8 protein-coding genes and 1 pseudogene are annotated in these 12,943 nt (G+C 40.0%); 7 read left to right on the top strand and 2 right to left on the bottom strand.

Translation table 11 applies throughout. The annotated features are described in order from the left end of the window. Nucleotides 1–99 precede the first annotated feature (99 nt). The 4 genes and pseudogenes from MMP72_RS13400 to MMP72_RS13385 form a co-directional block, all read left to right on the top strand. Nucleotides 100–210, top strand: a pseudogene (locus tag MMP72_RS13400) (16S rRNA (uracil(1498)-N(3))-methyltransferase); the annotation flags it as partial. A gap of 110 nt (nucleotides 211–320) precedes the next feature. Continuing rightward, nucleotides 321–3,170 (top strand): EAL domain-containing protein, encoded by a 2,850-nt coding sequence (locus tag MMP72_RS13395; protein WP_241318039.1) that lies wholly within the window; start codon nucleotides 321–323, stop codon nucleotides 3,168–3,170. A 219-nt stretch (nucleotides 3,171–3,389) separates the two neighbouring features. Beyond that, complete coding sequence (locus tag MMP72_RS13390; protein ID WP_241318037.1) at nucleotides 3,390–5,660, top strand: NADP-dependent malic enzyme; 2,271 nt, start codon at nucleotides 3,390–3,392, stop codon at nucleotides 5,658–5,660. Between the two features lie 95 nt (nucleotides 5,661–5,755). After that, nucleotides 5,756–6,982, top strand: coding sequence for a multifunctional CCA addition/repair protein (locus tag MMP72_RS13385; RefSeq protein ID WP_241318035.1), 1,227 nt, complete (start codon nucleotides 5,756–5,758; stop codon nucleotides 6,980–6,982). Between the two features lie 59 nt (nucleotides 6,983–7,041). Here the strand turns inward: MMP72_RS13385 and tsf are convergent, their stop codons facing one another. Together tsf and rpsB are read right to left on the bottom strand one after the other, a co-directional pair. Then, nucleotides 7,042–7,917 (bottom strand): translation elongation factor Ts, encoded by an 876-nt coding sequence (tsf, locus tag MMP72_RS13380; protein ID WP_241318033.1) that lies wholly within the window; start codon nucleotides 7,915–7,917, stop codon nucleotides 7,042–7,044. 138 nt (nucleotides 7,918–8,055) lie between these two features. Next, nucleotides 8,056–8,808, bottom strand: coding sequence for a 30S ribosomal protein S2 (rpsB, locus tag MMP72_RS13375; protein ID WP_130162355.1), 753 nt, complete (start codon nucleotides 8,806–8,808; stop codon nucleotides 8,056–8,058). A gap of 226 nt (nucleotides 8,809–9,034) precedes the next feature. Here rpsB and map point away from each other — a divergent pair, with 226 nt between their 5' ends. The 3 genes from map to MMP72_RS13360 all read left to right on the top strand — a co-directional run bounded on the left by map (nucleotide 9,035) and on the right by MMP72_RS13360 (nucleotide 12,924). Further along, nucleotides 9,035–9,859, top strand: a complete 825-nt coding sequence (gene map / locus MMP72_RS13370; protein ID WP_241318031.1) for a type I methionyl aminopeptidase — start codon at nucleotides 9,035–9,037, stop codon at nucleotides 9,857–9,859. A gap of 202 nt (nucleotides 9,860–10,061) precedes the next feature. Further along, complete coding sequence (locus MMP72_RS13365) at nucleotides 10,062–11,183, top strand: OmpW family outer membrane protein (protein ID WP_241318030.1); 1,122 nt, start codon at nucleotides 10,062–10,064, stop codon at nucleotides 11,181–11,183. Nucleotides 11,184–11,577: 394 nt separating this feature from the next. Continuing rightward, on the top strand, nucleotides 11,578–12,924 hold the full coding sequence (locus tag MMP72_RS13360) for an MFS transporter (RefSeq protein ID WP_241318028.1): 1,347 nt from the start codon (nucleotides 11,578–11,580) through the stop codon (nucleotides 12,922–12,924). Nucleotides 12,925–12,943: the final 19 nt, after the last annotated feature.

The following is a 12,943-nucleotide window of genomic DNA, read 5'->3' as shown; positions in this document are numbered from 1 at the left end:
GCCAACATTGTTTCATCTTTCATGGTAAACACCTTGTTGACCCCAACAGTGTTGGGGATAATTTAAGCATTTACACAGGTTTATTTACACCCTCAAACTGCAAATCAAAACCATTTTAAAAACTGGTGTATCGGAGATCGTGTTTTAAGAACCGAGACAGCCCCAGTAGTCGCCTTATCTATTTTGAACTATCACTTTTCCATCAAATGATACAGGTGGATTGCTTTCCATTAGGTTTAGCGTTAATTTAAATGAACTCTACTCTGCTTACAAAGAATAAAGACGGTAGGCATTGAAAAATGAAAAGGATTATTCGTTGTATGTCTGGGGTTCAAAAGCAAGATTCACCGCCACCTATTTATACAGATTTGATTAATTGTTCTAGCCATATCCGTGCTTTTGTCCTCAGTGTACTGTGTATTTGTCTTTTAGATTATGTGTTGTTTGGTCTTTTTTACTCGTTTAGTCCCAACATTTTTACCGTTTGGATCTGTATTACGCTGATTGTTTTACTTCTTTTCTTTTTTCTATGCCGTTTTTCTTCACAACACACGTCATCACCACTTTTCTTTAAAAAAACCAACCATTTATTTCAAATAGTGTGCTTTTTTACGGGTTTATTGCTCGGTGTTAACTCCATCATTATTAATTATTATCTCATCAATGATGTAACCAGAATTACAAGCTCACATATTTCAATTTTAACTGCTTTGCTCCTAACCACATCCCATATCATTGCACTTACATTTTTAACTCAACATATTCGATATTTTTTGCTATTTTTTCTTCCTAGTATTATTCCACTGATTATTTCACAGACGCTCTTCGGTGATCATCATCACACGCTGTTCTATCTCGCTTATTACTCCACATTCTTTGCTACCTTACTATGCGCGCAAGCAACCTATAAAATCCATAAACGTCTTTCAAGTGTACTTGAAAAGAACAAACAACTGATGGATGTTTCTGAACAACATAATCAATGGACCGAAGAACTCTGTCAGCAGCTACAACGTGAAATCAATAAATCCAAAGATATCGAAGCACAATTACAATTCAACAATCACTTATTGGAACAAAAAGTTCGTGATCGTACTTTTGATCTCACACAAATGAATGAGAGCTTAGAAGAACACCGACAAAATTTAGCTTTTGCGCATGAAACTGCTGGTATCCATCCTTGGGAATGGAATCTAGAAAATCAGACCATAGGCATCAGTAATACACATAGTCGGCCTGTGAAACGTGACTCTGAAAACCACTATGCGCTGTTACACAAAATCACCCATCCAGATGATATTCAACGTGTAAAAAATACCTTATACAGCCATTTAGACGGACAGATCGCCCGTTACGAAGAGACTTTTCGCATTAAACGTCCAAATGGTGAATGGTCGTGGATACATGATGTTGGTCAAGTTATTCAAAGAGATCCAACCAACAGTAAACCTTTACGTATGGTCGGTGTGTATCGTGATATCAATCAAGAACGCAGAGATCAAGAACGCTTGAAACTTTCTGCCAGTGTTTTTGAACAAGCATCTGAAGGGATTTTTATTTTAGATGCGCAGTTTAACTATGTTGAAGTGAACCCAAAATACGAACAAATCACAGGATTAGATAAACAAGTCATTTTAAATAAACATCTCTTTGAGATTACCAAGCAAAATAAACCTCATCACCACAACTTCCAACATTCTATACTCGACACCTTAAGAGACGAATATGAGTATGAAGGGGAATTTCAGGAGACTTATCATTCTGGAAAATCATGTTTCCTATGGATCCATATCAATGCTGTAAAAAATGAACAAGAACAAGTCATCAACTATATTGGTATTATTTCTGATCAAACCGAACGTAAACACCAAGAGCAACGTTTATCTTATTTAACCAACTACGATACGCTAACAGACTTACCCAATCGATTCTATTATCAACAACAACTGCATCAATATCTTATCAGTGAAGCGGCTATTCAACATCTAGCAGTGATTCGTCTCAACATAGATCGTTTCCGTACCTTGAATGAATTGATTAGCAACCAAGCAGGGAATGAACTCTTAAAACAGGTTGCACAACGCTTACGTATCAGCAATATTGATGCCCTTTTAGTTGCACACTTAAGCGCAGATGATTTTGCCATTATTTATGAGATGTCACCTTTACATCCGCCAATTCATCAATTATGCAATAATATTGTTGAAAACTTTTGCCAACCATTTTACATCTCAGACCAAGAGTATTTAGTAAGCATTTCAGTTGGCGTGGCCATGTTTCCAGAACATGGTCGTCAAGTCGATAATCTCAATACCCACGCTGAACAAGCCCTCAATGAAGCAAAGCGCTTAGGGGGAAATACCATTCGTTATTATTCAAATGAAAGAGCCAGTCTCACTGCCAAATATTCTGATTTAGAGCTCGACTTAAGGAAAGCTATTCAGAACAATGAGCTGGTTGTTTATTATCAGCCAAAAATTGTCGCTCAAAACAATCAGATCGATGGTTTCGAAGCCCTTATCCGTTGGGAGCACCCCACTAAAGGGCTGATCATGCCTGATATTTTCATTCCTTTAGCAGAAAGTACCAGCCTTATTTCAGATATTGGACAATTTGTACTACATGAAGCCGCCAAGCAATTACATGTATGGCAGCAACTCGGTTTCATGCATATTCATATTGCGGTTAATATCGTAGTACAACAAATTTTACGCGGGCAACTGCTCCATGATATTGATACCATCCTAGATCAATATTCGATTTCAGGACAAAATCTTGAGTTAGAAATTACAGAATCCGCTTTTTTAGAAAATACAGAAAGTGTAAAAGTCGTTTTACAAGCACTCAAACAACGTCATATTTCAATCGCACTTGATGATTTTGGAACAGGCTACTCTTCCCTCGCCTATTTAACTGAATACCCGATAGATACACTGAAAATAGACCGTGCGTTTATTTCAAAAATTGGCGATGCAAAACAAGATGCGATAGTTAATGCCATGATTGCAATGGGTAAAACGATTGGCCTAAAAGTTGTGGCCGAAGGTGTCGAGACCGAACAGCAAAGCGCCTACTTAAAACGTCAAAACTGTGACATATTGCAGGGTTACTTATTTGCTAGACCATTAACAGCAACACATGCGACAGAATATTTACAACAGCATACCTAACTGTCAACCGCAAAAACTTTCATTTAAGGATGGATTTTGAGCTCTTTGGCGGTTTATTTTACGCTCGTTATAAATTGTCAATAAGCATGTTCGTTCAGTGAAAATAAGCTTTTTGGACTGGGCGAAAGCATGAACTAGTGCTATATTCTTGTGCACTTATCTTAATACAATAATCAGCCGCCTATATAGCTGATTATTATCGGAACAATCGAGACTCAGATGGACGATCAATCTTTAAAACAGGCCGCTTTGTATTACCATGAATTTCCTACTCCGGGAAAAATCAGCGTGACACCTAGCAAGCAGCTCGTTAACCAACGAGATTTAGCGCTTGCATACTCTCCTGGTGTTGCAGCTCCGTGTTTGGAAATCGAACGAGACCCTTCTACTGCTGCCAAATATACAGCACGTGGTAATCTGGTCGCAGTCGTGAGTAATGGTACAGCTGTACTGGGTTTAGGGAACATTGGTCCTTTAGCATCAAAACCTGTCATGGAAGGTAAAGGCGTACTTTTCAAAAAGTTCGCTGGTGTTGATGTTTTTGATATCGAAATTGCAGAAAATGATCCAGACAAAATCGTTGATATCGTTGCTGCACTAGAGCCAACCTTTGGTGGTATCAACCTAGAAGACATCAAAGCACCTGAATGTTTCTATATCGAGAAAAAGCTTCGTGAACGCATGAAAATTCCTGTGTTCCATGATGACCAACATGGCACCAGTATTATCGTAGGTTCTGCATTATTAAATGCTTTGCAAATCGTAAATAAGAAAATTGATGAAATCAAAATTGTAGCATCTGGAGCAGGTGCTGCTGCTTTGTCTTGCTTAGATTTACTTTGCGCACTTGGTGTGAATAAAGCCAACATCACTGTTGCTGACTCTCGCGGTCTTCTCACAACTTCACGTGAAGGACTAGATGAGTCTAAAAAACGCTATGTACAAGACATTAAAGCAACGCAATTAAATGAAGTGATTACCGGCGCGGATATGTTCTTGGGTCTTTCGGCAGCAGGTATTTTAACCAAAGAAATGGTTAAAGAAATGGCTGAAAATCCAATTATCTTTGCACTTGCAAACCCTGATCCAGAAATCTTGCCTGAACATGCACATGAAGTACGTCCAGATGTCATTATGGCAACAGGTCGTTCGGACTACCCAAACCAAGTCAATAATGCCCTTTGCTTCCCATATATCTTCCGTGGTGCACTTGATGTTGGTGCAACAACAATCAATGAAGAAATGAAAATTGCTTGTGTACATGCGATTGCACGTATGGCACATGTTGAAGCTGATGCTGCCACTTACGGTGAAAAATCGGCATCATTTGGTCGTGATTACTTAATCCCAGGACCACTTGATCAACGCTTGATTTTAGAAATTGCACCTGCGGTCGCTAAAGCAGCAATGGATTCTGGTGTTGCAACACGTCCAATTGAAGACTTCTCTGCATATCGTCAAAGACTTTCTGAGTTCGTTTATAACTCTGCATTCTTGATGAAACCAATTTTTGCACAAGCAAAAACTGATCCTAAACGTATTGCTTATGCTGAAGGTGAAGATGAGCGCGTATTACGTGCAGTACAAATCGCGGTTGATGAAGATCTAGCTAAGCCAATTTTAGTTGGTCGTACCACTGTAATCGAAGCAAACATCAAAAAATTGGGTTTGCGTTTACAACATGGCGTAAATATCGAAATCGTTGACCAAGAAAAAAATCCTCAATACGAGGAGTTTTGGAAAGACTACTATCAGACCATGCAACGCAAAGGTGTGACCGTAGAATACGCTCAACGTGAAACACGTCGTCGCTCTACCCTCATCGCAGCTTTATTGGTTAAATTTGGTAAAGCTGATGGTATGCTCTGCGGTACTTACGCAAGCTATGATATTCATTTAGATTTCGTTAAAAATGTCATTGGTTTAAAAGAAGGTCGTAATAACTTCTTCACCCTAAATGCATTGATGCTTGAAGATCGCAACTTGTTTATTGCTGACACCTATGTAAATACCAACCCGACTGCGGAACAACTCGCTGAAATGACTATTTTAGCTGCGGAAGAAGTTCGTCGTTTTGGTATCACACCACGTGTTGCACTACTTTCCCATTCAAGCTTTGGTAGCGATCAACTTGATTCTAGCGCTCAAAAAATGCGTGAAGTTTATCGTTTACTTACAGAACAAGCGCCTGAATTAGAAGTCGAAGGTGAAATGCATGGAGATGCAGCACTTGACGAAAACATTCGTCACTTTGCTTTCCCAAATTCACGTTACAAAGGTTCAGCGAATCTCTTGATCATGCCAAACTTAGACTCAGCTAATATTTCTTTTAATTTATTAAAAGCAACATCTGGGAATAATGTAACGATTGGGCCAATTCTATTGGGCGCTGCAAAACCAGTTCATATCCTTACCCCAACAGCAACAACCCGCCGTCTAATCAACATGACCGCCTTGACTGTTGCTGAAATCCAACAAAGTCAAAACTAACCCGTATAAGCTGAGCTTTTCCTGAAAAGCTTTGCTTAGTGCTTGAGAAAACCTCTATTCTGTAGCATGATTGTGTGAAGAATAGAGGTTTTTTCATGCAAGTTTATTTAGTAGGCGGTGCCGTTCGAGATCATTTACTTGGGCATCCCTATCACGAAAAAGATTATGTTGTGGTTGGTGCAACGCCAGAACAATTACTCGCGGAAGGTTATCAACCTGTTGGCAAAGACTTCCCTGTATTTCTACATCCCAAAACAAAAGAAGAATATGCACTCGCACGCACAGAACGCAAATCAGGGATTGGCTATCACGGTTTCCAATGCTTCACGGATACTAGCGTTAAATTAGAAGAAGATTTAATTCGCCGAGACCTTACCATCAATGCCATGGCCATGGACGAACAAGGCAAGGTTTATGATCCTTATGGCGGACAAAAAGATCTAGATCAAAAAATTCTACGTCATGTTTCAGATGCATTTACTGAAGATCCGCTACGAGTACTTCGAGTCGCTCGCTTTGCTGCACGTTATGCTGCGTATGACTTTAAAATTGCGGATGAAACACTACAACTCATGCAAGACATCGCCAAATCAGGTGAGTTAAATGCCCTTACTCCCGAACGCGTCTGGAAAGAAACGTCTCGGGCATTAATGGAAGATCATGCAGATGTATATTTTCAAATACTCAAAGACTGTGATGCTTTAAAAATATTGTTTCCTGAACTCGATGCCCTATTTGGGGTACCACAGCGCCCTGAATACCACCCTGAAATAGATTGTGGTATTCATACACTCATGGCACTTAAACAGGCATGTCAGGCAAATTACGCTTTAGATGTCCGCTTCTCGGTACTTGTTCATGACTTAGGCAAAGCACTCACCCCTGTTGAAGAATTACCAAGACATATCATGCATGAAGAACGCGGTATACAGCCCGTAACTGATGTGTGTGATCGTCTAAAAGTACCCACCTATCTTAAAAATTTAGCACTTACTGTATGCAAAGAACATTTGAAATGCCATCAAGTCAAAAATCTAAAACCCGGTACATTATGGCGTTTTTTACAACGCTTAGATGTATTGCGTAGACCTGAGAAAGCCAAAGCTTTTGTTCAAGCGTGTGAATGTGATGCCAGAGGACGTTTAGGTTTAGAGCATCGTCCTTATCCGCAGGCACAATATATGTTAGATGCGATGGAAATCGTCAGAAATATTCGGGCACAGGATTTACCTGAACAGATCAAAGGCCCTGAAATAGGCGAAATGTTGATTCAATACCGTATTGAAGCGTTAGCAAAATTTAAAGAACAGCATGATGAATAATTTTTACATTAGACAAAAAAAACCAGTCAAACAGACTGGTTTTTTTTAGAAGATATGAATTATTGCGCAGCAGCTTGTGCAGCAGCAACTTCTTCAGCAAAGCTCATTTCAGCTTTCTTCTCAATACCTTCACCAACTTCGAAACGAGTGAATTGAGCAACAACTGTACCTGTTGCTTTCAATACGTCTGCAACTTTCTTGTCGTTGTCGATTACATACATTTGACGATCAAGAGCAACTTCGTTCAAATATTTTTCAATTGAACCAGTGACCATTTTCTCAACGATGTTCGCTGGCTTACCAGATTCTAATGCTTTCGCTTCAGCAATCTCTTTCTCTTTAGCGATCAAGTCAGCAGAAACAGCTTCAGCATTTACAGCAACAGGATTGAATGCAGCAACGTGCATTGCAATGCCTTTACCTGTATCAGCATCACCAGTATAAGCAACAACAACACCGATTTTTAAACCGTGTTTGTACACAGCCAAGTTTTCGCCTTCAACAATTTGAGCGCGACGAACTTGGATGTTTTCACCAATTTTTTGAACAAGTGCAACACGTGCTTCTTCTACTGTAGCGCCATCTTCAAGCTTAAGTTCAGCAATTTTTGCAGCATCAGTTTCGCCAGCAGCAAGTGCAGCAGCAGCAACTTTATCAGAAAAGTTTTTGAAGTTTTCGTCTTTAGCAACGAAGTCAGTCTGACAGTTCACTTCAACGAGAATCGCTTTGTTACCGTTTTGAATGATCGTGATCGCGCCATCAGCAGCAATATTACCTGCTTTTTTAGCAGCTTTTGCTTGACCTGATTTACGAAGGTTATCAATCGCAAGTTCGATGTCACCGCCCGCTTCTGTTAATGCTTTTTTACATTCCATCATTGCAAGACCAGTACGGTCACGTAATTCTTTTACCATGCTCGCAGTAACTGCAGTCATGTTGATCTCCTAAAATCGGTAGAAAATAAATCTGTTCAACAAAAACGGCCCAAAGAAACTCTGGGCCGTTTGCAATCTCGACGCTTTAATTTGCCACCATTACATGTCGCAAAAATGACAAGCTTGCGTCAAAACGCATTAAGCCTCAGAAGCATCTTTAGCAGCGTCATCGCCTTTTGCTTGTGCATTTGCTTGTGATTGAGCATATTCTTTACCAGCAAGAATCGCATCAGCCATAGCAGAAGCATACAAAGTTACTGCACGGATCGCATCGTCATTACCCGGAATAACGTAATCAACATGATCTGGGTTAGAGTTTGTATCAACGATACCGATTACAGGAATACCTAAGTTTTTCGCTTCTTTGATTGCAATCGCTTCGTGATCAACGTCGATTACAAATAATGCGTCAGGTAAACCACCCATGTTTTTAACGCCGCCTAAAGCACGTTCAAGTTTTTCCATCTCACGAGTACGTTCTAAAGCTTCACGTTTAGTAAGCTTAGCAAAAGTACCGTCTTGAGATTGAGTTTGAAGATCTTTTAAACGGTTGATAGATTGGCGAAGTGTTTTCCAGTTCGTCAACATACCACCTAACCAGCGGTGATCTACATATGGTTGACCAGCGCGTTGAGCTTGTTCACGGATGATGTTAGAAGCAGCTCGTTTTGTACCAACGAATAATACTTTGTTCTTTTTGCTCGCAAGGTTGTTCACAAAGTTCAATGCATCATTTAACGCAGGAACAGTATGCTCAAGGTTGATGATGTGAATTTTGTTACGTGCGCCAAAAATGTATTGACGCATTTTTGGGTTCCAGAAACGAGTTTGGTGACCAAAGTGTGCGCCTGCTTGAAGAAGGTCGCGCATGCTTACGTTGTAATCTGCCATTTTCTATACCTTAAGATTTGGGTTAGGCCTCCATATATCCGCATTCTCCACCTATTGCTAGGCACCCAGAGTAATGTGACGATATATGTGCGGATTTTGTACGACTATTTATTATACACTTTCAGAATACCTTTCATTAAGAAAGATAGTCACGAAAAGCAATTGATAAAATAGGCGGCTATTTATACCATAGTCACTTGCGAATTACCAAAAGTTTTTAGAGATCATGAATACAACTTATACAGCTCCTCGCCGATTAATTAAAACTCCCGATGAAATTGAAAAGATGCGTGTTGCAGGGAAACTGGCAGCTGAAGTTTTAGACATGATTAAGCCTTATATTAAGGCAGGTGTGAGTACACTCGAACTCGACACAATTTGTCATGATCATATTGTCAACGCTCAACAAGCCATCCCTGCTTGTTTGGGTTACGGCGCAGCACCAGGGCGTCCTGCTTTCCAACATACAATCTGCACATCGGTTAACCATGTCGTATGTCACGGTATTCCATCCGAAGCTAAAACGCTTAAAAATGGTGACATCCTGAATATTGATGTGACTGTTATTAAAGATGGTTATCACGGCGATACCAACATGATGTATATCGTGGGTGGAGAAACCTCTATTTTGGCAAATCGTCTTTGTAAGGTTGCACAAGAAGCCATGTATCGTGGTATGGCAACGGTTAAAAATGGTTCTTATCTTGGTGATGTTGGATATGCAATTCAACAATACGTTGAATCTGAACGTTTCAGTGTCGTCCGTGAATATTGTGGTCATGGTATCGGCAATGTCTTCCATGATGAACCTCAAGTTCTACACTATGGCCAAAAAGGCACAGGGATGCGTCTTGAAGCTGGCATGACATTTACCATTGAACCCATGGTCAATGCTGGCGTATGGCAAACCAAGCTCTTGGGCGATAAATGGACGGTTGTAACGAAAGATCATAAATTATCTGCTCAATATGAGCATACGCTTTTAGTCACACAAACAGGGATTGAAGTTTTAACTGCACGTCCTGAAGAAGATTTATCGCGTTTTATGTAACTCTTTACCCTTCTATTAATTTCAAAAAAGCTGCTTCGGCAGCTTTTTTGCATCCATAATTTCTTTATCAATTTATCTAAATGAAACAAAATTTTTCATAAGCACAACAATTATAAATTCTAACTAAACAAACAATTCATCAAAAAGAGTTATGTTGGGCGCAAGAAAAATCCTTACAAACTTTCGGACATGGAGTCCCTATATGATGAAAAAGTCATTAACTTGCCTAATAACTGGTCTTTGTACCCTACCTACCCTTGCTTTTGCAGACTCACCGTATTTTAGCCTTAAAGATGGTGATGGATTTAAACGCTTTTCGGTTTCTGCTGGTTGGTTGCATGCGATGCCTCAAGGCTCAGCGAATCCAATCAATGTAAACACCAGTATTGCTGAAGGAACACAGTCAAAAGTAGGTTCAGTAACAGCTGACTCTGTATTGAATGCAATTGATCGCTCTACCAAAGAAGGTGAAGAGAAATACAATACTTTAACAACTCTACTTAATACTCCGCTTGTTTCAAACATTATTTCAGAAAAAATAGACAATGTTACTTATTTAAGAAGTAACATTTCTGGTGAAGCTACAATCAACGGATTATCTAATTGGCAAGCTCAAGACACTGGGTTAGAAGCTGAGAATGTTGATACTGTTGGTATTATGGTCAATTACCATTTTACTGATAATCTTTCCTTAGAAATTAAAGCAGGCATTCCACCTAAAGTTGATATCAAAGGGAAAGGTCAAATTTATGCACCTTTATCTGGGATTGATAAACCAGCTGGTATCGGTGCTGTTCTTGGTGATATCCCATTAAAGCAAGATATTCATATCACTGATTTAACTCAGGGTGATAAAGCAGCGTCTGCACGGGCATGGCTACCAGCAATCGAACTCCACTATCAATTTGGTAAATCAGGTGTCAATAAATTCCGACCGTATGTCGGCGCTGGTGTGATGTATGCTTACTTCAATGATCTAAAAATGAATTCTGGCATTGAGTCAGATCTCATCGCAGCAGGTCACATGATTCAAAATATTCATGATGATAAAGCGGGAGCAGCATTAGATGGCAAGACATCATCTGCAGACCCTGTTGTTAAGCTTAAAGCAACCGACACATTTGCACCAATCGTTACTATAGGTGCGACTTATGACTTTAAACCAAATTGGTTTGCTGTTGGCTCGGTCTCTTATTCAAAAATGAATAATGAAGCAAAAATCTATGTTACTGACCGCAATACAGGCAAAGAGTTGATCCGCGCAAATACCAAGATTGATATTGATCCATTGATTACCTATGTCGGTGTGGGATATCGCTTCTAAAGCAATCTGAGTAAGAAAGCAGCTTCGGCTGCTTTTTTCTTTTCCGCGACTTTTTAAATCACTCTGCCTAAAGATTGCGCACCAAGAAAAAACAATTTCCTAAAGATTGTCTAACATCAATTTAAAATGATTTCATAAAAATTATGCTTTATTTCCGCTTTCACTCCACCTCACCACTAAATAGACTGATAAATACTTTCGCTTTTAATGCTTTAATTTATCTAATTGGTTAATTATTTTTTATGGCATGACCCTTGCTTAATAACTAACGTGTTGAATCAAAGATGATTCACAAAAAGTTTGTTGGCGGCCAACGATGTCCGTTCTGTTCGGTTTGCTTATGTTTAAACATGACATAGCAAAAATAAAATTACGTTCAGTTCAGGAGAAGGCTATGTCTTCAAACATGAATTTAGATGCAAAAAAAGCCACAGAAATAAAATTATTTAGCTTTTCTACGCCTGCGATGCGTGCATTTCACATGACATGGCTGGCATTCTTTGTCTGCTTCTTCGCATGGTTTGCCTGCGCTCCGCTCATGCCCGTCATTGCTGGTGAATTTAATTTAACCAAATCTCAGATCGCCAATATCAATATTGCCGCCGTTGCGATTACCATTATTATCCGACTGATTGTTGGCCCACTGTGCGATAAATATGGTCCACGTAGAACCTACACTGCACTTCTGATTCTCGGCAGTATTCCTGTATTTGGAGTTGCAGCAGCAAATACCTATGAATCTTTTCTATTCTTCCGTTTATTGATTGGGGCCATTGGCGCGAGCTTTGTCATTACTCAATACCATACCAGCGTGATGTTTGCCCCAAATGTTGTCGGTACTGCAAATGCTGCTGCCGCTGGTTGGGGTAATGCTGGTGGTGGTGCAACCCAAGCAATCATGCCTTTAATTTTAGGCGCAATCGTCATGTTTGGTGTCGAGCAGGCAATGGGATGGCGTATCGCTTTGCTGGTACCAGGTGTCATGATGGTGATCGTAGGTATCCTATACTGGAAACTGACCCAAGATAGCCCTCAAGGTGATTTTAAAGAATTACGCGAGCAAGGTGTAGAAGTGGGTAATGCCAAAAAAGGCGGTACCGCAATTCTCATGCAAGCGGCACGTAACTATCGAGTTTGGGTATTATTCACCGCTTATGCAGCATGCTTTGGTATTGAGATTTTCATTCATAATGTTGCCGCAATGTATTATGTTGACCACTTCAATATGGGCTTAAAAGAAGCAGGTCTGACTGCTGGTATCTTTGGTTTATTGGCCCTATTCGCTCGTGCATTAGGCGGAATTATTTCAGACAAAGTAGCAGTAAATAAAGGTCTCGATGGACGGACCAGAATCTTGTTTTTATTCATTTTAGGTGAAGGTTTATTCCTGATCGTTTTCTCTCAAATGAATACCGTTATGCTTGCAATACTCGCCATGACGATTTTTGCTTTGTTTACACATATGGCATGTGGTGCAACCTATGCATTGGTTCCATTTATTGACCGTGATGCCCTCGGTGGTGTCGCAGGCATTATTGGTGCTGGTGGTAATGTTGGTGCGGTTGCTGCTGGTTTCCTGCTTAAAGGTCTACTCGACATCCAAACCTGCCTTATGATTTTAGGCTGCCTTGTAACAGTCGCTGCCTTCAGTGTGGTACTCATTCGCTTCTCTGTAGAACATAAGGTCAAGGAACAAGAATTACTTGATCAAGCCATTATGGAACGGAATTCAGTGGCGTAATCATGACTCATGCTTTGTG

The organism is Acinetobacter sp. NIPH 2699 (assembly GCF_022549355.1).
GTDB lineage: Bacteria > Pseudomonadota > Gammaproteobacteria > Pseudomonadales > Moraxellaceae > Acinetobacter.
Note: the sequence above shows the minus strand (reverse complement) of the source record. Positions and strands in the feature narration are given on the sequence as shown.